Annotated in this window: 20 protein-coding genes and 1 riboswitch; of the genes, 11 read left to right on the plus strand and 9 right to left on the minus strand. The window is 46.4% G+C overall.

Translation table 11 applies throughout. From position 1 onward, the window contains the following. Window positions 1–83: 83 nt before the first annotated feature. Window positions 84–1364, minus strand: a complete 1281-nt coding sequence (locus tag Q0V21_RS26125) for a DUF2515 family protein (protein ID WP_301881262.1) — start codon at window positions 1362–1364, stop codon at window positions 84–86. A 142-nt stretch (window positions 1365–1506) separates the two neighbouring features. On the opposite strand from Q0V21_RS26125, the gene Q0V21_RS26130 reads away from it, so the two are divergent. The 6 genes from Q0V21_RS26130 to Q0V21_RS26155 all read left to right on the plus strand — a co-directional run bounded on the left by Q0V21_RS26130 (window position 1507) and on the right by Q0V21_RS26155 (window position 7038). Then, window positions 1507–1851, plus strand: a complete 345-nt coding sequence (locus Q0V21_RS26130) for a thioredoxin family protein (RefSeq protein WP_301881263.1) — start codon at window positions 1507–1509, stop codon at window positions 1849–1851. Window positions 1852–2148: 297 nt separating this feature from the next. After that, a complete protein-coding gene (locus Q0V21_RS26135; RefSeq protein ID WP_024631240.1) occupies window positions 2149–3087 on the plus strand; it encodes a COX15/CtaA family protein in 939 nt (312 codons plus the stop codon). Window positions 3088–3302: 215 nt separating this feature from the next. Beyond that, entirely contained in the window at window positions 3303–4031 is a 729-nt protein-coding gene (locus Q0V21_RS26140) for a Cthe_2314 family HEPN domain-containing protein (RefSeq protein WP_301881264.1), read from the plus strand. 127 nt (window positions 4032–4158) lie between these two features. Next, window positions 4159–4301: riboswitch (SAM riboswitch) on the plus strand. A 127-nt stretch (window positions 4302–4428) separates the two neighbouring features. Then, window positions 4429–5463, plus strand: a complete 1035-nt coding sequence (locus tag Q0V21_RS26145) for a methionine ABC transporter ATP-binding protein (RefSeq protein WP_024631238.1) — start codon at window positions 4429–4431, stop codon at window positions 5461–5463. After that, window positions 5464–6123 (plus strand): methionine ABC transporter permease, encoded by a 660-nt coding sequence (locus tag Q0V21_RS26150; RefSeq protein WP_024631237.1) that lies wholly within the window; start codon window positions 5464–5466, stop codon window positions 6121–6123. A gap of 78 nt (window positions 6124–6201) precedes the next feature. Then, window positions 6202–7038, plus strand: coding sequence for a MetQ/NlpA family ABC transporter substrate-binding protein (locus tag Q0V21_RS26155; RefSeq protein WP_024631236.1), 837 nt, complete (start codon window positions 6202–6204; stop codon window positions 7036–7038). A gap of 165 nt (window positions 7039–7203) precedes the next feature. Here the strand turns inward: Q0V21_RS26155 and Q0V21_RS26160 are convergent, their stop codons facing one another. Beyond that, window positions 7204–8202, minus strand: coding sequence for a DUF2167 domain-containing protein (locus tag Q0V21_RS26160; RefSeq protein WP_301881265.1), 999 nt, complete (start codon window positions 8200–8202; stop codon window positions 7204–7206). A gap of 324 nt (window positions 8203–8526) precedes the next feature. Between Q0V21_RS26160 and Q0V21_RS26165 the strand changes: the two genes are divergently transcribed. Next, entirely contained in the window at window positions 8527–9318 is a 792-nt protein-coding gene (locus tag Q0V21_RS26165) for an SDR family oxidoreductase (protein ID WP_301881266.1), read from the plus strand. Between the two features lie 128 nt (window positions 9319–9446). On the opposite strand, the gene Q0V21_RS26170 is transcribed toward Q0V21_RS26165, so the two are convergent. Continuing rightward, on the minus strand, window positions 9447–9692 hold the full coding sequence (locus tag Q0V21_RS26170) for a NifU family protein (RefSeq protein ID WP_024632664.1): 246 nt from the start codon (window positions 9690–9692) through the stop codon (window positions 9447–9449). Window positions 9693–9772: 80 nt separating this feature from the next. Here Q0V21_RS26170 and Q0V21_RS26175 point away from each other — a divergent pair, with 80 nt between their 5' ends. Then, window positions 9773–10027 (plus strand): YuzB family protein, encoded by a 255-nt coding sequence (locus Q0V21_RS26175; protein ID WP_053783252.1) that lies wholly within the window; start codon window positions 9773–9775, stop codon window positions 10025–10027. Here the strand turns inward: Q0V21_RS26175 and Q0V21_RS26180 are convergent. Together Q0V21_RS26180 and mqnE are read right to left on the minus strand one after the other, a co-directional pair. Then, entirely contained in the window at window positions 10024–11085 is a 1062-nt protein-coding gene (locus tag Q0V21_RS26180) for an NAD(P)/FAD-dependent oxidoreductase (RefSeq protein WP_301881267.1), read from the minus strand. The two genes, Q0V21_RS26175 and Q0V21_RS26180, sit on opposite strands and share 4 nt — an antisense overlap. Before the next feature lie 218 nt (window positions 11086–11303). Continuing rightward, on the minus strand, window positions 11304–12410 hold the full coding sequence (gene mqnE, locus Q0V21_RS26185; protein ID WP_301881268.1) for an aminofutalosine synthase MqnE: 1107 nt from the start codon (window positions 12408–12410) through the stop codon (window positions 11304–11306). Between the two features lie 444 nt (window positions 12411–12854). On the opposite strand from mqnE, the gene Q0V21_RS26190 reads away from it, so the two are divergent. Both Q0V21_RS26190 and Q0V21_RS26195 read left to right on the plus strand, forming a co-directional pair. After that, window positions 12855–13211, plus strand: coding sequence for a HesB/IscA family protein (locus tag Q0V21_RS26190; RefSeq protein ID WP_024632660.1), 357 nt, complete (start codon window positions 12855–12857; stop codon window positions 13209–13211). Between the two features lie 143 nt (window positions 13212–13354). Beyond that, entirely contained in the window at window positions 13355–13996 is a 642-nt protein-coding gene (locus Q0V21_RS26195) for an NAD(P)-dependent oxidoreductase (protein WP_301881269.1), read from the plus strand. 127 nt (window positions 13997–14123) lie between these two features. Here the strand turns inward: Q0V21_RS26195 and Q0V21_RS26200 are convergent, their stop codons facing one another. The 3 genes from Q0V21_RS26200 to Q0V21_RS26210 form a co-directional block, all read right to left on the minus strand. Beyond that, the gene (locus Q0V21_RS26200; protein WP_301881271.1) at window positions 14124–14633 is read right to left on the minus strand and encodes a hypothetical protein; all 510 of its coding nucleotides are present in this window, start codon (window positions 14631–14633) and stop codon (window positions 14124–14126) included. Between the two features lie 407 nt (window positions 14634–15040). Beyond that, window positions 15041–16090, minus strand: coding sequence for a glycoside hydrolase family 53 protein (locus Q0V21_RS26205; RefSeq protein ID WP_443145331.1), 1050 nt, complete (start codon window positions 16088–16090; stop codon window positions 15041–15043). Window positions 16091–16434: 344 nt separating this feature from the next. Then, window positions 16435–16662 (minus strand): hypothetical protein, encoded by a 228-nt coding sequence (locus Q0V21_RS26210; RefSeq protein WP_024632656.1) that lies wholly within the window; start codon window positions 16660–16662, stop codon window positions 16435–16437. 250 nt (window positions 16663–16912) lie between these two features. Between Q0V21_RS26210 and ppk1 the strand changes: the two genes are divergently transcribed. Further along, the gene (ppk1, locus tag Q0V21_RS26215; protein WP_301881272.1) at window positions 16913–18994 is read left to right on the plus strand and encodes a polyphosphate kinase 1; all 2082 of its coding nucleotides are present in this window, start codon (window positions 16913–16915) and stop codon (window positions 18992–18994) included. Here ppk1 and Q0V21_RS26220 read toward each other — a convergent pair. After that, window positions 18954–20480, minus strand: coding sequence for a Ppx/GppA phosphatase family protein (locus tag Q0V21_RS26220; RefSeq protein ID WP_301881273.1), 1527 nt, complete (start codon window positions 20478–20480; stop codon window positions 18954–18956). The two genes, ppk1 and Q0V21_RS26220, sit on opposite strands and share 41 nt — an antisense overlap. Window positions 20481–20490 lie beyond the last annotated feature (10 nt).

Genomic DNA, 20490 nt, shown 5'->3' on the forward strand with positions numbered 1-20490 from the left:
TCCAAGATGGCTGAATTAAGAACCTAATCGATAAGGGTACGCGTTCCACTTTCTAGACGATGTCCTTGTATGGGTGACCGCACTTAATGCGTCAAGGTTTGGGCATCATGGGCCAACGCGGTTTTCAGCATCCCATACCGATGTTCATGGCTCATCTCGAACAACCATGGGCGGCGCGGGATTGTGAGATGACCGAGACAGTCGCGATTTTGCAGCCAATCCTGCCTTGTTATCGGTTCATATGGCGTATCACCCCATACGGCCAGCAGTTCAGGACTATATAACCGTTGTCCTTCCGCCAGCCATTCTTGATCCAGCAGCTCCTGGCTATATAACTCATCTTCTCCGGCTTCATCTTCATGTGCGGTGAACAGACCGGGCCAATATTCAGCACGTGAACCATGGTGAGGAACCGAGCGCGCAAACTCCAGCACCTGTGTGAAAACTTGCTCGACTCCAAACAGCATCGCATATAAACCTTTGCCAAACATAATTCGCTCATCCAGCTTGCCAAAATGTTCAATTACCCGGCCTGCAAGCCCCTTTTCTCGTCCTAGTGGGAAAACGATATGATTCAACCCAGCCAGATTATGCAGATGAAATGAGGGTTTGGAGAGCACTTCTTTTTGAAAATAGGGATGCTGCACCACCCGGCTCTCGATATAGTTCTGCTCATTAATAATTAACGCCACACACAGCAGCGAGCTGCATCGCTCCAGCCAAAATCGTTCCCAGAACGGTGTCATGAACGCCGATACATGAAAATGGGACAACAAATGAAAACAGCTTCGGCCGATCCGGCGGCTGTTCATATACAACAGAAGCTGGGGATACGCATCCTGGAAAATGAGTGCATTACAACGCTCAAGTAATCGGTACATGTGCTCACGGTCGGTTTGATTTTGCAGATTGTGCATAAGATCACTCTGAAGATCGGTCATATGATATCCGCCGTTGCGGGACACCATATGGGCAAGCAGGGCCCAATGCAGCTCTGGATACTGTTCATAACATTCCAGATATGCTGCTGTGCGAGTAATGTTACTGCGGTTGTTTTCCTGCGTTAAGGTTTTAATCTCTTCCAGAATAATGCAGTCCTCTTCACAGACCAGTGCACTGAGCTTATTTCGGGCAAAAGTACTCTCGTTGCCAGGCAGAAGGCGCTCCACCTCAGTTTGTAAGGCAGCAGCCATGTCAGAGTCCCAAGCCATATCACGCAAGGGATGACGAAGCTGTGCAGAGGCCTGCCAAGCCGCCTGTTTACCCCGCCACACTTCCCGGGCCGCACCTGGGATGGATCGAACCATATGCAATATCGACCCGTGATGGGCAGACTCGGAGGCATTCGTTTTAATGGAAGTCATGACATGACATCCTTTCCTGATCATCTGTATACAGTTTGTTTTTTAATGCTGTTGATTTAAGTATGCGCTGAATATTTGACTTCCACTCCGCAATTTGCTTCACTTAGAGAATAAGACAAGGTATAGAAAGGAAGATGCTGTGATGGAAAAGATAACATCCAAACCGGAATTCGATGTGGCGATCCAATCTTCGCGTTTAACTGTAGCCGTATTTAAGGCGGATTGGTGTGGTGATTGCAAGTTCATCGATCCCTTTATGCCTGAAGTTGAAGAGCAGTTTGCACGTGAGCTGACACTGGTTGAGGTCGATGTGGATCAGGTGGGGACAGTGAGCGAAGAGCAAAATATCCTTGGTATTCCAAGCTTTGTAGCTTACACGGATGGCCGTGAACTCGTTCGATATGTGAACAAACTGCGCAAGTCGAGAGAAGAGATTGAGCAATTCCTGCAGCGTGCAGTTGAGGTATATAACACGATTCATCAATAAAAAGTATGACAGCTTCACTATGTAAAAGGTTATAATTAAAGGAACGCCATTTCTCTTGAAATAGGGAAGTGGCGTTTGTATTTTTAACATTTTTCGGGGAAGCTAGTGATGTACATAGGTCCTAATAAATGGAGGGTCAGTTTTTCGACAGACGTTAACATTTTGTCACAAAGCGCGACGTCAATGACACATTTATCCGGTATAATGAATTTAGTTGTGAAATAAGTGTCAAAGTATCGAATCAAGCGGAGGATGTAGTTCTTCGCCATCTTAAACCAACAGCGGGTGAGAAAAAAATTGAAGCACTTAACCTTGTTTAAATGGTTAACCGTATTAACCTGTCTTGTCATGTTTCTGGCTACATTTGGCGGAGGCGTTGTAACCCGAACGGAATCAGGCCTCGGCTGCGGTGCAGAATGGCCTTTATGTAACGGAAAACTTGTGCCTGCGCACACTGTTGCCTCACTTATTGAATTTTCCCATCGCGCTGTAAGCGCACTGGCAGGGCTGTTGTCCATAGCCTCTTTTGTAGCATTTTTACGGTTTGGCAAATCACGCCGTGACCTGCAATTGTTTTCATTGTTAACGCTGATATTTGTTATCGTCCAGGGAATTATGGGGGCCTTTGCCGTCGTTTTCTCCCAATCTTCCGCAGTCATGGCACTGCATTTCGGCTTTGCACTGATCGCCTTTGCCAGCTCCTTGATGATGGCGCTTGGTATTCGGCAGGAGGTTCGCCACGGTGGATTGGAACGACTCAATCGATATCCGCGGGTCAGTAAAGGTTTTCGTAATCTGGTGTGGTTCTCTACGATCTATACGTACCTCGTGGTATATACTGGGGCATTCGTGAGCCATACGGATTCGGCAGGAGGCTGTTCCGGCTTTCCGCTCTGTAACGGACAGATTATTCCCGAGCTCTCGGGAGGCGTGGCGGTTGCTTTCGCTCACCGGGTTGCGGCTGTTTCATTAGTGATTGTCATTGCAATCCTCGGTCATTTTGCGTATCGCAAACATCCGGATAACACAGAGCTAAGAGCGTTAGGTGTCATTTCTGTTGTGCTGGTTCTGTTGCAAGTGGTCATTGGTTTTGGACTGATGCTTACGATGAATCGCCCGGAAGTGTACATGTTCGTGGCGCTGGCGCATATGCTCGATATTGCCATTTTATTCGGTGTACTAACCTATATGAGTTTCCTGGTGTACAAGTTGCATCGGCCCGTTAACCGGTTCTAATATATCCGAATTATTGTCGTTCAGGGGATGAATCCAGTGAAGTTCACCATCCGATGATGTACATCATTGGACAGGTGAACTTTGTTTGATGTCAGGCGTGTCAGGGCACCCTATTGTAAGCAGCGGTCATACGTTTACTCTGATTCCGATTTTGTTTAAATATGATGAATTATGATTATTTTGATGATCTGCAGAGTGGAAAGAGGAGGCTATATATGCTGCGAACGTTGCTGGGTGAAAAGCCGCGTAAAAACGAAGGGATACTGAAGGATGCAATAGAAGCGATGGCGGATACGCTTGAGTTATTTCAGCGACAGATGCATGTGGACCATGATCCAACCCATGATTATCGTAAACTGTATGTGTGGACCCAGGGACTCATCTCCTCGCTGGATGAGCTGGAACAGAGCTGTTTTGCTGCTTCCCATTTTCGTCAGAAAGTCAAAGCAGGCTCTACGGATGATATGACGTTACCCGAAAAAGCGGAATATGCCCGTTATGTCTACTTCTATAAGGATGGCTTCATCCGATGTTTTGCCATTCTGGATAAGTTAGGTACAGTGTTGAATGAAATATTTGAGCTAAATACGACCAATGTTAAAACCCATTTTTCTTATTTTACCGTATTAAGACAGTTCGGATATGACAAACTGCATCATGATCTTGCCAACGAACTGATCCAGATTAAAGACTCTTACCGTGAGCCAATGAGCAAATTGCGCAAACGACGAAACATGGAGATTCATTACATGAACTCCGAAATGCAGGATGATCTGTGGCAGCTGCACCAGACTCTGCAAGGGAAAGTGAAGCTGGAGGATCTGGATCAGCATCTCTTGGAACTCCGCCAGGGTGTGGATATGGTATGTGAGACGTTAAAAGCAGCCTATGGCTACATCAACAAGAAGTGGCATAAGCAAGGAATAACTCAATCCGGAAAGTAATTAGTTTGAAATATTTCCCTTTGACAAATCGGAATACTTGGATTATACTGAGTTCCTGATCGACAGTTAGATGGAATTAACATTTATGACATTAACATTATAACTACTGAACTTATAAATTAAATATTTCTTATCGAGAGCGGCGGAGGGACAGGCCCGATGAAGCCCGGCAACCGATTTATAACTGCATGACAGCTGTGTCATTCTTTATAGATGTTAGGTGCTAATTCCTACAAAATGTGTGCAAGGCACAATTTTGGCAGATGAGAAGGTATAATCTTTCACGTGAAGAGCCCTTTTTGTTTCTGCAAAAGGGGCTCTTTTTTGTACATCGAAGGGGAGTTTTCCTTTCATTCGGGTAAAGATACATGTAAGCAGTGGGAAGGAGCAAGTAATTTTGATTGAATTAAAAGGTTTAACCAAGACGTACGGTAAAGGTTCAAAAAGTACGACGGCCTTATCGGATCTAAATTTGAATATCCGCAAGGGTGAAATATTCGGAGTTATCGGTCATTCCGGTGCAGGCAAGAGTACATTGATCCGTTGTATCAATTTGCTCGAACGCCCGACGGCCGGCGAGGTTTGGGTGGATGGAATCAATTTAACCAGTCTGGGCAAGACCGATTTGCAACAACAACGGCGTAAGATCGGCATGATTTTTCAACACTTTAATCTGTTATCCTCAGCTACGGTATATGACAATGTGGCTTTTCCTTTGAAGCTGGTCAATACTCCCAAGGATGCAATGGATCGGAAAGTGAAGGAAATGCTCGCATTGGTTGGACTGGAGGACCACAGCAATAAATATCCGGCCCAACTGTCAGGTGGACAGAAACAAAGGGTGGGTATTGCGAGAGCACTCGCGAGTGATCCAAACGTGCTGCTGTGTGATGAAGCTACATCGGCACTTGATCCCCAGACAACTGATTCGATTCTCAAGTTGTTGCTGGATATTAATGAAAAGTACAACCTCACCATTGTTCTGATCACCCATGAGATGCACGTGATTCAGAATATCTGTGATCAGGTGGCGGTTATCCATCAGGGAGGCATCGTGGAGCAAGGGCCGGTGACGGAAGTATTCCTCAAGCCGCAGCATGCAATTACGCGTGACTTTATGATGCGGGACCATGAGGTGGGGATAGCATTGGAAGAGACTGCTCTGGCGAGTGCAGATGTTTCATTGCAGACGGACGGATCTTCTAAGCTTGTGAAAATATCCTTCCTGGGCAATAAAACCTATGAGGCGATTTTGTCCAGAACGGTTCGCAAAACAGGAGTGGATTTCGCCATTTTGCAAGGCACCATTTCGACGATCAAACAAGTTCCTTATGGGCAGCTGACCGTTCGGTTTGAGGGACAGTCGGATGAGATTAACCTCACCATTCATGAGTTAATCGCCCAGGGACTTGATGTGGAGGTGCTTCGTTAAATGGATTTTTCAACAGTGCGTTGGGAAGAAATCGGTAAGGCTTCAATTGAAACACTGCAAATTCTGGGAGCATCGGGACTGTTCACGATCATCATTGGTTTGCCGCTGGGCGTATTGCTGTTCATGACAGCAAGGTCGGCTTCAATCAAGTCTCAAGTGGTGTACACTATACTTTCGTTTATTGTAAACATTCTGCGATCCGTGCCATTTATCATTCTGATTGTTGCACTCATTCCGTTCACGCGTTCACTGGTCGGCACAGCTACAGGCGTACTGGGTGTTATACCACCGCTCGTCATTGCCGCTGCTCCATACTTTGCCCGGTTGGTGGAAACTACACTGCGTGAAGTGGATCGAGGCGTCATCGAAGCGGCGCAGGCGATGGGAGCTTCAACCGGACAGATTGTAAGGCGTGTGCTTCTGCCAGAGGCACTGCCGGGTCTGTTAGCCGGAATTACCATTACCATCGTTACCCTTGTCTCCTACACGGCGATGGCGGGCATGGTTGGTGGTGGAGGGTTGGGAACATTGGCAATAAATTATGGCTACTATCGATATCAGAATGAAATTATGATTATAGCTGTTGTATTTATGGTTATTCTGGTGCAAGTGCTTCAGATGGCTGGCGATCGTTTGGTTAAATGGTTCACCAGGAAATAACACATATATAGCATTTGCCTGATTCGGTATCGACTTGGTGCAAAATGCAAAAAAATTATTGGAGAAGGGGTTTTACACATGAAAAAATGGTCTTTTGCTCTACTAAGCATTATGCTGATTGCGGTTCTTGCGGCTTGCGGAAACAACAAGGATTCCGACAGCGGCGCTGACAATGCTGGAGGCGCACCGCGCACCGTCGAATTGAAAGTGGGAGCATCACCTACACCACATGCGGAAATTTTGGAAAGCATCAAGCCTGAACTCGAAGCTGAAGGCATTCGCTTGCAAATCGTGACTTTCAATGACTATGTTCAACCTAACCAACAACTTGAAGATAAACAGTTGGATGCGAACTTTTTCCAACACCAGCCTTACCTGGATACAGAGAACAAAGAACGTGGTTTTCACCTCGTTGCTGTAACACCTGTGCATGTTGAGCCATTTGCTGGCTACTCCAAAAAAATCAAATCATTGGATGAGCTGAAAGACGGTGCCAAAGTAGCGATTCCGAATGACCCGTCCAACGGTGGACGTGCACTGTTGTTGCTGGCCAAAGAAGGCTTGATTACGCTCAAAGATGACACCAATATCGTTTCAACGATTCAGGATATTACAGCCAATCCAAAAAACCTGGATATTATCGAGCTGGATGCAGCCATGATGCCTCGTCAACTGGATGAAGCAGACCTGGTATTCATCAACGCCAACTACGCGCTGGAAGCCAATCTGAACCCGGAGAAGGATGCGTTGTTAATCGAGGACCTGCAAGGTAACCCATATGCAAACATCCTCGTATCCCGTGAAGATAACAAAGATGCAGATGCCATCCAAAAACTGGCTGCAGCCCTACATTCCGAAGAGGTTAAAAAATTCATCAAAGAACGTTATCAAGGTGCTGTAGAACCTGCGTTTTAAGCTAAACGATTAAGTTGAAATTTAATGGTAGACCCGGCTCCACTTCTTATGGAGCCACTACAAAACGCCCTGCCTTCTCTTTGTAGAGAAGGCAGGGCGTTTTGTTTTGTACGTTATGTTAAGCGCTTCGATGTAGAGCACTTTAAGTACTTTACTTTATAAGATTTAACGTTTATTCGGATCAGTATCCGAACGTCCATCTGTCTGTTGGCTGTCATAGTCTGTGGACTCCTGTCCGGCAGCATGCTGTTGGTAAGCTTCTTCAGCAGGAGATAGCGAATTCTGATCTCCTGGGTCAGTATCCTTTTTGCGGCCAGTCAGCTTGCGACGAATCCATCCAAAAGCGCCAACAATGGCGGCTACGATGACAAACCACCCCTTTTTAAGCAAGAGCAATAAACCGACTTTCTTGGCTACAGCCACACCAGCACCACCGAGAATCAGACTGGTTAGGCCAAGTTCAGATTTTTTGTCTACGGATGCATCAAACTCTTCATACGTGTTTCCTTTGGTCACGTTGAGCTGATTAAGCACGGAGCTTTCAAACTGTTTGCGGTTTTCTTCAAAATTAGCACTATCCGTAACGAGAATAACACCGATGTACCCTTCGCGGGTGAGTACGTTCACATTGTAATTGACGAGTTTTGCCTGCTCTGCATCCTCAAGACCAAGAGAATAGATCAGTTGATGCTTGGTGCTGTCATAGGCGGGCTCAATCTCCCATCCGGTAATAAACAGCTGATTTTCGGGTGTGGTTTTCTCATTTTGCTCTTCTGTACCTCGTTTGTAGCTATCGAGCAGTTCATCAGCATCCAGATCGTCCTTTTCACTGTCATCGACATGGCCGGTATCGTTATATTCAAAGATAACATACCAGTTGGAGTTTTCACCGGCGCCATAGATACTTCCAATTTCCGTTCCGTTGGGGAAGGAGTCCGTGTCCTTCAGAAACCTTTGGGTGTTAGCTGCATCGAGATAGGAGAGATTTTCAGCTACGGTTAATGTTGCTTTGTTATCAAGTACTACATTTGACGGCCCATCAATCCATTGATAATCTTCGGTGGAACTATTGCTTTCACTTTCTGCAGATGCTGTGGTCGAGAATGGAGCTTGAAATGAGGCGACAAGCAAAATTGCGAGTAGAGAGGCTAACCATCTTTTCATTTACGTTATATCCCTTTCGAAGGTGTCATGCAATGTAGTCATTTACATGAACATATGTATTGTGTCGTTATATTCATAAGAAAATAAGGACTTATCGACATTACCATAGGCATCCGGGCCAGACAAGGGAAATATGGATATAAAGGGTTAATTTTGCTTCAAAAGACCTAATTCAATTTATTTAAGTTATTTGAAAGATAAGTATTTAGTCCTTAAATTACACTTTCTTGCAAATGGTACAGATTGGTGGGAAACGCGAGTTGTGGGGGAATGATAAATCTTTTATACTGGATGAGTGACTGCTCTTTGAAGAGGGGGATGAACGTGAAGGGAAAGATTGCCCTCATAACGGGAAGTGCCAAAGGTCTTGGTAAAATGACAGCTCTCCGTCTGGCGGACCAGGGGTGCCATATTGCCCTGAATTACGTACACAGTCGTACGGAAGCCGAGGCATTAGAGGCTGAAATTATAGCCAAGGGTGTGCGGTGTATTGCCGTCCAGGCCGATATTTCCAAGACAGAAGAGATCACCATGCTGGTTGCACAGGTCGAAGAGAAGTTAGGCAGCATTGATATTCTGGTGAACAACGCCGGTCCGTTTGTCCGTGAACGTCGACTATTTGCCGAGTATTCGGAAGCTGAAGTTCAGATGCTTGTGCAAGGAAACCTGCTTGGACCGATGCTGCTGGATCAGCGTGTATTGCCGGAAATGCGGCGCAAGCAGTGGGGCAGAATTATACATTTTGGCTTCAGTCATGCGGGAGAAGCAAGATCATGGCCTCATCGAGCGGTGTATGCTGCGGCGAAGGTAGGTCTCGTTTCATTTACAAAGACACTTGCTGTGGAGGAAGCTCCTTACGGCATTACGGTTAATATGGTATGTCCGGGTGATATTCGCGGTGCCAACAAGGAAAAAACGATTGATGAGATGGCAGGAATTACCGACGAGGAAACGCCAAGAGGACGTCCCGGAAGTGGTGAAGATATTGCGCGAGTGATCACCTATCTGTGTCTCGATCATTCCGATTTTATAACAGGCAACATTATGGATGTATCTGGAGGACTTGATCCGATTCGTCCCAACATCCTGCGTGAGGATGGCGAAGTGCGGACTTAGGCGTGAAATGCAAGGATAAGGCATAATCAGGTTCGATGAAAAAAGGGACTGCCTTCATTTGCACAAAAAAGAGCCCTCCGCTTCATGCGAAGCGAAAGGCTCTTGAAGTTTATTTCGTGAAGGATTGATTAGAATACTTGTACGACTTCTTCGACACCTTCAACTTCTTCAAGAAGGGCGCGTTCAATCCCGGCTTTTAAGGTAATGGTGGAGCTTGGGCAGCTGCCGCAGGCACCGACCAGTTTCAGCTTAATGATGCCGTCCTCCACGTCGACCAGTTCCACGTCACCGCCATCGCGTTGCAGGAACGGACGAAGTTTGTCAAGCACTTCAGATACCTCATCGTACATGGTGCTTTGTGCGTTTTCGCTCATTTTTTTCAACTCCTTTCCTCACTATATTATATTACAAATGGCCATAAAATAAAATGGTCAAACAAAGCAGGTGAACCTACATGAGACCGATTATTGAATTTTGTGCCAATAATATGCATTTTGGCACAGATGAAGTCATGGATCAACTGGAAGAAAATCCAGACTATGATGTGATAGAATACGGCTGCCTCAGCAATTGCGGCCAATGTTACATGACTCCATTTGCACTGGTGAATGGCGAGCTTGTCATTACCGACAAAGTGGAGGATTTATATAACGCAATATTGGCCAAAATTGCCGAAGCTGATGCCTGGAGCGAGCTTGATCTCGATTAACCGAGATGACGCTTGGACATCCAGAGCACGCCACTTTTTAAAATACGAGGCACACGTCCCATCATAGACGTTTTGCCCATCAGCCCAAACCCAGCCTTCTTGCCGAGTGCACCGAGTGTGCCACGAAGCTTGAGTGGCTGCGGATTGGGCTTTTCGCCTTTCCAGAGGGCATGCTGAATATGAGCGATTTGTTCGCCCTGTACTTCGGCAGCTTGACCGCTTGGTGCATAAGGCACGCTGGCGCAGTCACCTACAACATAGACATCAGTATATTCTGGAATTTGATAATATTCGTTCAGTACGACACGACCTTGTGGGTCCTTTGTCACATCGAGATCCTGTACGACTTTTACGGGCTGAATTCCGGCAGTCCAGACTACCGCATCCGTTAGAATTTCTTCATCCCGGTTGAAAATGGCATGTGGTTCAACATGTGAAATGGCGATATGTCCACGTGTCTCGACCTGGTGTTCGTTAAACCACTCATGAACATAAGCGGACAAACGCTGCGGGAAAGCGGATAATACACGTTCACCACGGTCCAGGATGCTAATGTTCAGATCCGGTCTGCTCTCACGAAGCTCGGCAGCCATCTCAACGCCGCTCAATCCACCGCCGACAATATGCACGTTACCATACGCTTTGACTTCGTTAAGACGAAGGTAGGTTTCCCGTGTTTTGCTGAAGCTTTGAATGGTACAGCTGTATTCCTCGGCTCCCGGCGTATTGTGGAATCGGTCTGTACATCCAAGTCCAATTACGAGCTTGTCATATTCCAGCGGGTCCTGGCCTTCAAATTCAATCTGACGCTGTTCCAGGTCAATCGAAGTTACTTCTCCGTAACGGTAAGTGACTTTGTCGCTCACTGGAAACTGGATGCGCAGGTCATAGTCGGATACGGTCCCTGCTGCGAGTGCGTAATATTCTGTCTTCAATCCTTGGAATGGGCTCCGGTCCACCAACACGATTTGTGTATCTGACGGGATTTTGCCTTCCAAAAGTTCTTTAATAATTGTGAGGCCACCATAGCCGCCTCCGAGAATGACGAAATTTTTCATGACTTGGCTTCCTTTCTGCATCAGTCCCATGTGAACGGGGCTGTAACCTGTGGAGCAGCTATGCAATAACATAGCTGCTCCTTTTGTTTTTTATTTGAAATGATTGAAAATAGGAATTTAAAATTACGGATATGCTCCAGCAATTCGCACCCCTCCATTCCAAACGGCTCCCCGGGTAGCTTGAAAGTCGACTGCTGGAGTGATGCTCTTGTTACATGCTACTCGTACACTTGAATTTCATTGTAGAACGTATCGCGCTCCACAGGAATACGCCCAGCACCCTTAATTAACCATATAAGCTCTTTGCGGGTGAGACCTTCAGGCGTTAGTGCGCCTGCTGCATGACTAATCCGTTCGCGAACGATCGTGCCGTGTGCATCCGAAGCACCGAATCCAAGGGCAACTTGAGTCAGCTGTGGACCGATGTTGATGAAGTAGGCTTTGATATGATCGATGTTATCAAGCATCAGACGGCTGATCGCAATCGTTTTGAGATCCTCGTAAGCGGAGTTACGACGCATGATACTCGCGTTTTTGCTTTTCGGCTGCATGGATAGAGGGATAAAGACCATGAATCCGTTCGTCTCATCCTGAAGCTCGCGAATTTGTGCCATATGGTTTACACGGTCCTCATAGGACTCAATGGATCCATAAAGCATTGTAGTGTGCGTGCGCATGCCCAGATTATGAGCAGTACGGTGCACTTCCAGATAGCGGTCAACGTTCGCTTTGTCCACACGCATTTTTTTACGGTATTCATCGGACAAAATCTCTGCGCCGCCGCCGGTCAGTGATTTCAAACCTGCCTTTTGCAGCTCCTGTAACACTTCCTTGATGCTCAGTCCGCTGATACGAGTGAAGAAATCAATCTCGGCAGCCGTGTAGGCTTTCAGCGTAACATCCGGATATTTTTCGTTTAAAGCACGCAAGGAATCGACATAATATTGAAAAGGAACATGGTTGTTATGTCCGCCTACAATATGGAACTCGCGTACACCTGGGTGAATATGCTGTTCTACGTAATCGATCATTTCCTGACCGGACAACGTGTAAGAACCATCTTCGCCTTGATCTTTGCGGAAGTTACAGAAAGCACAGTGGGCTTCGCATACGTTGGTAAAATAAAGGCTCATGTTTTCAATAAAGTAAACCTTCTTGCCATTCTTACGCAGGTTGACCTCATTGGCCAATTGGCCCAAAGTCAGCAGATCATCCGATTCATACAGATAAACGCCATCTTCTACGTTCAGCCTTACGCCGTTCTGTACCTTCTCAACGATTTCAGCCATTCTTTTGTCTGTGAACGGTGTTACCAATGTAGACATGTTGTATCCTCCTATTCTTAACCGGAATCGAGTTGGGTTGTAGGACTTACTTACAGAACTACATAGAAAAGATGCGGTCATCTGCCGCCATCTTATGTGGACTAACTCTTATTTACCCGGTGCAGCTTGTGCTGCGTACGTAAAACTAATTTTTTCATGTAAACGAGTCTTGTGACTCTATATGCATTGGGGACTGCGTGCAGTCTCGAAATGTGAAAAAAATTACAACTCCATATATGCCCATCACCTGAATAAGTCATGACAAAATATCGACATTTCAAAGCGATCACCTACCCATTATAAACCTCGTGTCCCGGGGGTTCAATACACTGGGAAGAAAAAGGAGATAAGGGGGAACGCGGAAACAGGCAAAGATGACTTGAGCCCCTTGACGGGGTGGAGTATAATTTAAGGGAGAGTTAACGAAAAGGAGAGTGACCTGGCATGATTAGCATCAGCGAAACGGCTGCAGACCGATTGAAAGAAATGCTTGCACAGCAAGAGGCACCTGGTATGTTCTTGCGTCTTGGCGTAGCACCGGGCGGTTGTACCGGATTTTCGTACGCCATGGGCTTTGACGATAAAGAGTCCGATGAGGACCTCTATATGGATATTCAGAATATGAAGGTTGTTGTAGAGAAGGAAAACCTGAAATATTTGAATGGACTCGAAATTGATTTTGAAGAATCCGGCATGTCCGGCGGTTTCACCATCCACAACCCGAACGCAGTGGCAACCTGCGGCTGTGGATCATCCTTCCGTACACGTGAAGAAGCGGGCGTACCTGATAAAGATTGTTAATCATGGTGAATCAAGACCTCTATAGCGGATTAGTCTCGTACTAATCACGTTATGGAGGTTTTTTTGTAAGTTGACAAGTTATGTTGTAACTAATATAGTTACATTATAAAGTTTATAAATACGAACCCAAAGGAGAGATTAAGATGAAAATTGGAATTATTGGCGCGACAGGCAAAGCGGGAAATTTGATTTTGAAAGAAGCGTTGGATAGAGGGCATGAAGTGACAGCAATCGTTCGGAATGCATCCAAGGTGGAAGATAAAAGTCTGAATGTACTTGAAAAAGACGTATTCGACCTCACGGCAGAGGATGCCAAATCATTTGACGTCATCGTCAATGCATTCGGTGCGCCAGCCGGGAAAGAGAATCTGCATGTGGAAGCAGGACAAGCCTTGATTAATACTCTGAAAGATGCTCCGAATACTCGACTGATCGTTGTTGGCGGAGCAGGAAGCCTGTTCACGGACGATTCGAAAACACTGCGTGTAGTGGACTCTCCAGGATTCCCTGATGCGTACAAAGCAACTGCGACGAATCAGGGGAAAAATTTGCAGGATCTGCAAGCTTCCTCTGGGATTCAATGGACATTCCTGAGCCCGGCGGGCTTCTTTAATCCAGAGGGTGTTCGGACAGGGAAATACCAAGCAGGTAATGATGTCATTCTGGTCAATAGTGAAGGCAACAGCTACATCAGCTATGCTGACTATGCTATTGCTTTGGTGGACGAGATCGAGAACCCGCTGCATAAAAACGAGCGCTTTACGGTTGTAGGCGAAGCGAAGTAATTGATTCGAACTAAAAGAGATGGAAAATGGACGCCAATCCTTACGAGATTAGCGTCCATTTTTTTGTATCGTTATGAAGTTGGTGTACGTAATCCGGATATACTGAACGTAGTCCTCTTCAGACTGCCTAGTGTGGTGTAATATCATCTGTATTTGGATTCTCTATTAGTTCTGCCGACTCTACCGACTCTATACTTTCCATACCATCCATGGCATCTACGAGTCCTACAGCCAATGTAGTGACTGCCGCAGCGGCAATCAGATTCTTGGCCCCGAGCTTTACTCTTTCCATGTCCTCGTCTTTCATGCCGACAAAAACATCTTTGCCACCGTTATACACATACTTCGCTGATACCACTACACCTTTCGCTGTATTGGTAACGGCTCCTCCAATATCGGAAAGTCCAGCGTCTAATGCTGTATTGTCTTTTCTGATCACACCACTGGCCATATCATATGTACCGCTGGCAAGTTGGCCTACTGTCTTCCCTGTATTAATCGTAGCTTTCTCTACGCCATTCCCAATTTCTTTGATGAATGGGCTTCCTGCAAGTTCCCCAGCCACTCTGACGGTGCCGCCCAGTACTTTCCCAGTAACTTCCCCAGCAAACTGACCCAGTTCTTTTAAAAATCCCATACGTTTCCCCACCTTTAGAATAAGTGTGCTGTCTGAATCTTTTATCTTATTATATAAGTATATGAGCGAAAAGACTATTTACGTTCAGACCACATTGAAGTGTTAAACAACACATGAAGCCTTCAAGAGGGCTTTCTAGACCAAAAAAAGATGCTGCTCCTATTAGAAGCAGCACCTTTATCATTTATTACCCCAAATTCCTACTAAACACATTTTAGAAGTATCCTACAAGCAGCGAGCGTAGTGGAGGGGACGGAATCGATTCTGAAGAAGCAAAGCGTTCGCCTTTATCCCCGGATTTTGTCCTATGGAATAGGACATTCAAAAAAATCCGGGGATAACAGCGATCGAAAGAACGATCCGTAACCGTAACGCCACCCGCTGCTCATCAGATACTTATCTCCGTGTTAGTCGACAAATCCTTCCAACATTACGGTCGGCAAGCCATTAGACTGCCATGCACCTTTGCTGTAACCGCCGTTGTAACCCGGCGTTGCTTCAGGCTCCCAGTAGAATACACCTTTACCTTTGCTGCTCGGCAGATTGCGGAATTGCGTTTTCATCGCTGCGACAAAACTTTTACCAGCTGCCGGTTGGGTGTTATCCATCCCGATCTCCGATACGATAATCTCTTTGCCATACCGGTTGATCAGATCCTTGGCATTGTTTACCGCATTGGTGACAGCCGTGTTCCAGCCGGAGGCGGAAGGATAGAGGGACATGGCAATCATGTCAAAGTTGGCACCGTTATCGATCAGGCCACCGATATTCCATACAAAGAGGGCATTATCATCCCCGCCTGCTAGGTGAACGATCGTTTTGGTGCTGGTGCTGATGGACTTCACGGCATTATGACCCGTGTTCACCAGCCACGCATAATTTTTCATGTTGGTGGATGCTTTCCCATCTTCCCATAACATACCGTTGCTTGTTTCGTTACCGATTTGTACCCAGTCCGGGGTTACGCCTTTACTCTGCATGGCTGTCATAACTTCACGCGTGTGATTCCATACAGCATCCATCAGCTGCTGGAACGTGTAGTTTTTCCACGCCGCAGGTTTGGTTTGTTGACCCGGGTCAGCCCAGGAATCACTGTAGTGCAGAGTGAGCATGACGCTCATGCCTGCATTTTTGGCACGCAGGGCCAGAGCTGCTGCACGATCCTTGTTCATGTAACCGTTACCATAATCATTCGAAGGATTAACAAAGACACGAATACGAACGGAGTTGATCTGGTAATCATTTTTCAAAATATCAATAATATCACGCTGTACGCCGTTTTTGTCTTTCCATTTGTAACCTTGCGCTTCCATTCCGGGAACCCAACTGATGTCGGCCCCTTTGGCGAAGCTTGGTGCTGCATTGGCATGCTGGCCTGTGGGCAGCATAATAGAGGTGAATAACAAAACAAAGACCAGAGCGATGGATGTATTGAAACCCCTTACATTTTTGAACATTACAATATGCCTCCTCGAATATGGGTTGAGTTGCAACCTAATTATATCGGGCATCCTTTGCTCAACTACAGGGTTCATTTCCAATATTTTGGTTGTTTTTTCAACCTCTGCGAAAAAAGACAAAACAAAAAGCCGTCCGAAGACGGCTTTTCTACCCGTGGCGCTTTTTGAAACCTTGATCCGTATCCCGCGCCTCCACCAGCATCAGTTAAATTAAGCTAGTGGATCGGGTAAGGGACACGTTCAACATGTGATTAGATATGTTGACGCACCTCCTTTCCTTGTGCCAAGAGTATACAACACTCTTTTCCGGAAAGCTAGTCTTTTTTCATATTTACGTAAAATTATTTTTCGGTTTGGAACATCGTAATATCCCGGTCATAATGACTTTTCGTACCGTTATCGTTGCGAATTCTTACGCTGTCTTCGCTGATCCGCTCCACGATGCCACGGCCTACTTCACAATAGACGCCCGCTGGATCTTCCTGCCATGCGGTTACCGTGCATTGGGATAGTGCAGCCGTGAAAAACTCTATATTTTTTTGTAACGTTCTAGGTTTGTTCGATTTCATTATATACTCCTTTAACAAATGCAATTTTGGATGATGGATAGCAACCGGACAATTTACACTGTACATCACTTTACTCTGTCTCCTGCTCTTTGTAAAGGGATGGAAAAAGTTATCGCTATGAGGTATCATTTACATAAATTTTACATAGCGTTTACACTTTGATGACGCTTGTAACCAATCACGAATAGTACAATTAATTATATCAGAATATTGATTCAAAAAAGATATGCAACACATTCGGAGGCCATACATGCATAGAGATGTCAAAACAGGTAACTACGTTAACCGTGATTTAAGTTGGGTTGAGTTTAATCGTCGTGTGCTCCAGGAGGCGCAAGATCCAACAACACCACTGCTGGAACGCATGAGGTTTCTTGGCATTGTCGCCAGTAACCTGGACGAGTTCGTAAGTGTAAGGGTAGCGGAGACGAAAGAGAAGATCAAGGCTGGATTTACGCAAAAGGATTTTACAGGTTACACCCCTTCGGGTTTGTACCGCAGATTGATTAAACGAACGGGGACCATGGTCGCCGAACAATATAAAACCTATCGTGAGCTCATTCGTCTTCTTGCCAAGAAAGGCGTCAATTTTCAGGAATACACAGATCTGAATATGACCCAGCAGCGAGCAATGGACCAGTATTTTCATGAGATCATTTTTCCGGTATTAACACCGATGGCTATTGATCAGAGTCGCCCATTTCCACTGGTACACAACAAATCTGTATATCTGTCCGTGATGCTGCAGAAGGAAGAAGAGCAGGAGGGGGAGCCGTTTTTGGCTATTGTGCAGGTGCCTTCCAATATTCCTCGGGTTATTCCTGTACCTCTTCGGGCGAATAGTAAAAAGAAAACGTTCATTTTGATCGAAGATCTCATCAAACATCATATTCATACCCTTTTCAGCGGATATGTTCCACTGGCTGTACAGGAATTCAGGGTGACCCGCAATGCGGATCTTTTCATTAATGAAGAAGAAGCGGAAGATTTACTTGAAGCAATTGAGAAGGAATTGCGGCGCAGACGCCGGGGAGCACCGGTACGACTGGAAGTGTGTACGGATTTCCGGCCGGATGCATTGCTTGAACTGCGGGAAGAGTTCGATATTCAAGATCCTGTGTACGAAATTGATGGACCTTTGGATCTGAGTTTTCTGGCCGGGTTTGTGGATAGTCTGGAAGGCTTCTCTCATCTGAAATACAGTCCGGTGCAGCCTGTCTATCCTCTGGAGTTCCTTCCACGGGAAAGTCACTTCGAGCTGCTGCGTAAACGGGATGTGCTCGTTCATCATCCATATGAATCCTTCGAACCGGTAACGGACTTTATTGTAGAGGCTTCGGAAGATCCGCGCGTCATGGCGATCAAAATGACGTTATACCGGGTGAATGGGGATTCCCGTCTCATTCCTGCACTGGCTCATGCTGCCGAGAGCGGTAAACAAGTGACCGTTGTGGTTGAATTGAAAGCCAGATTTGATGAAGAACGAAACATTGCATGGGCCCGCACGCTGGAGAAAGCAGGCTGTCATGTGGTTTACGGATTGGTTGGATTAAAGACTCATGCCAAGATCATTCTTGTCGTACGCAGAGAACAGAGTGGTCTAAGAAGGTACGTGCATGTTGGAACAGGTAACTACAATGAAAGCACAGCCAAAGTGTATACCGACGTGGGACTGTTCACCTCCAATCCCATCATTGGCGAAGATGCATCGGAACTGTTCAATGAGATTACCGGATATTCCGGACCCAAAGCATTGCAGGCATTCCGGGTCGCCCCAGACGGCATGAAGGACGAACTGTTCGCGCTTATTCGACGGGAAGCAGAGCATGCCTTGAAGGGAAGACCATCCAGGATTATTGCCAAAATCAATTCCTTATCCCATCAAGATATCATTGATGAATTATATCTGGCATCTCAAGCCGGAGTACAGATTGATCTGATCGTGCGCGGTGTATGCTGCTTGCGTCCTGGTGTAGAGGGACTTAGTGAGAATATTCGTGTGATCAGCATCGTGGACCGGTTCCTGGAACACTCCAGACTGTTCTATTTTGAAAATAGTGGGAACCCGGATGTGTATCTGTCCAGTGCAGACTGGATGACCCGCAATTTGAAGCGAAGAATTGAGCTGATGTGTCCCGTGTTTGATCCAGAGCTGAAGAAGATGCTGGTGGACATTCTGAACCTGTCTCTGAACGATAATGTGAAAGCAAGAGAGCTTATGCCTGGCGGCAATTATGTATTTGTACAAAATGAAAAACCCCCGCTGAGAAGTCAGACGGAGGCGATGGGGATTATCCCTTGGAAGCCTGCTGAATGGAGTGTGTTAACGTAACTCCCCAAGCTTCCTGCAAATCTTTGACGGCCTCTTCGAGGTCGCTCAGTTCCAGTAACGGCTCGGCTGTACAGATGAATTGCATCTGCAGCGAGTCGTTTTCTTTTGCTGCCTTTATGGCAGTGATACTTTCAGCTCGATTGATCGCTTCAGTTACGCGCAGCAGTGAGCCCAGGCGATGGGCATGCCGTTCATCTGAATCCTTTAGAATGTCCTTGTGCTTTTGAAGCAGCTGGGGCGTTCTTTTTTTTGGATGATAATCGGCTGCAATGGCACTAAGGATCGTCTCCCGGTGAGAGAGTCCGTAGATACTCGCATTCATAATCCAATAGGCCGAGTGCTGGGGATAACGGAAATAGTTAATCTGTTTTCCAGCCATGTGCAGCATACAGGTCGTATACAGGATCCGGGCATCTGCTGGATCGGGGGAACTACCTTGTAAAGCAGTATACAGGGTAAGCGCATCCTGGTGGATCCGATTTAGACGTTTCTCCGGAATCGGTGGGCCAAAATGGATGAAGTTGCGAATGCTGTCCTTCAGCGCGTCTGGCACGACCGGCTGACCTGCAGCCAGGAGATCCCTTAGCAAACCATCCCGTAACCCCGCTCCGCTCACGACATAACGATCTCCCTGGATGATCTGGAAGACCGTGCGCAATATGAGAACACCTGGCACAATAATGTCTGCACGATCCTTGGCAAGACCGGGTACTTTCTTGCGTTGTGCCGAGGTGAGATGTGGCAAAGAACGAGCGATATTTTCCATCTCTTCTGCACCGATTTCATAATGATGTGTAACCGGCAATGAATACTGCGTTCTCTTCTGTTCAACTTTGGCTAGGGTACGCATCGTGCCGCCAAGTCCTATGAGAGGTAGTCCGGGATGTTGTCTGACCCAGTCCTGGTCACTTAATGCCTGGATAACTTCATTACAGAGGGCGGTCGCATTAGCTTCAGTCCACTGATCTTCTCCGCCATAACGGGCGTGTGAGTTCACAGCTCCGATAGGCAGAGAGATGCTGTGCAGTCGTTTTCGATCGCGGAATACAGTGATCTCGGTACTTCCTCCGCCAATATCCACGACATAACCATCCGCCAGATCAATCGATTGAGTGACACCTAGGAAGCCGTAATAGGCTTCCTTATCGCCGGATACACATTCAATCGTAAGTCCCGTCTCGGCTTCCAGCCAACCTATAATTTCTGAAGCATTGCCTGCATTCCGAATGGCCGCTGTTGCTGCCGCACGGATGAGCTTGGCTTGATAAGCTTCGCAGGTAGCCCTGAATTGTCGCAAAATTGTGATAGCCTTGTCCAGTGAATGTCGCAGAATCGTTCCGTCTTGTTCAACCACATTGCTTAGACGAGCTGCATATTTGTCTTCATGAATGATGCGATAGGCTCTATCCGAATCGAGTTCATAAATAACCAGACGTATGGAATTGGAGCCGATATCGATGATTCCGAGTATTTCGTTATGTGTCATAAGCATCTCC

The sequence above is a fragment of the Paenibacillus sp. 11B genome (genome assembly GCF_030487755.1).
Lineage (GTDB): Bacteria > Bacillota > Bacilli > Paenibacillales > Paenibacillaceae > Paenibacillus > Paenibacillus vandeheii.

Bases quoted from the DNA above. Each gene is read 5' to 3' on its own strand.
- Q0V21_RS26175 (WP_053783252.1), top strand. From the start codon at position 9,773: ATGAGACCGATTATTGAATTTTGTGCCAATAATATGCATTTTGGCACA.
- Q0V21_RS26195 (WP_301881269.1), top strand. From the start codon at position 13,355: ATGAAAATTGGAATTATTGGCGCGACAGGCAAAGCGGGAAATTTGATT.
- Q0V21_RS26190 (WP_024632660.1), top strand. From the start codon at position 12,855: ATGATTAGCATCAGCGAAACGGCTGCAGACCGATTGAAAGAAATGCTT.
- Q0V21_RS26200 (WP_301881271.1), bottom strand. From the start codon at position 14,633: ATGGGATTTTTAAAAGAACTGGGTCAGTTTGCTGGGGAAGTTACTGGG.
- Q0V21_RS26180 (WP_301881267.1), bottom strand. From the start codon at position 11,085: ATGAAAAATTTCGTCATTCTCGGAGGCGGCTATGGTGGCCTCACAATT.
- Q0V21_RS26125 (WP_301881262.1), bottom strand. From the start codon at position 1,364: ATGACTTCCATTAAAACGAATGCCTCCGAGTCTGCCCATCACGGGTCG.
- Q0V21_RS26210 (WP_024632656.1), bottom strand. From the start codon at position 16,662: ATGAAATCGAACAAACCTAGAACGTTACAAAAAAATATAGAGTTTTTC.
- mqnE (WP_301881268.1), bottom strand. From the start codon at position 12,410: ATGTCTACATTGGTAACACCGTTCACAGACAAAAGAATGGCTGAAATC.
- Q0V21_RS26160 (WP_301881265.1), bottom strand. From the start codon at position 8,202: ATGAAAAGATGGTTAGCCTCTCTACTCGCAATTTTGCTTGTCGCCTCA.
- ppk1 (WP_301881272.1), top strand. From the start codon at position 16,913: ATGCATAGAGATGTCAAAACAGGTAACTACGTTAACCGTGATTTAAGT.
- Q0V21_RS26150 (WP_024631237.1), top strand. From the start codon at position 5,464: ATGGATTTTTCAACAGTGCGTTGGGAAGAAATCGGTAAGGCTTCAATT.
- Q0V21_RS26170 (WP_024632664.1), bottom strand. From the start codon at position 9,692: ATGAGCGAAAACGCACAAAGCACCATGTACGATGAGGTATCTGAAGTG.
- Q0V21_RS26140 (WP_301881264.1), top strand. From the start codon at position 3,303: ATGCTGCGAACGTTGCTGGGTGAAAAGCCGCGTAAAAACGAAGGGATA.
- Q0V21_RS26205 (WP_443145331.1), bottom strand. From the start codon at position 16,090: ATGTTCAAAAATGTAAGGGGTTTCAATACATCCATCGCTCTGGTCTTT.
- Q0V21_RS26155 (WP_024631236.1), top strand. From the start codon at position 6,202: ATGAAAAAATGGTCTTTTGCTCTACTAAGCATTATGCTGATTGCGGTT.
- Q0V21_RS26130 (WP_301881263.1), top strand. From the start codon at position 1,507: ATGGAAAAGATAACATCCAAACCGGAATTCGATGTGGCGATCCAATCT.
- Q0V21_RS26220 (WP_301881273.1), bottom strand. From the start codon at position 20,480: ATGACACATAACGAAATACTCGGAATCATCGATATCGGCTCCAATTCC.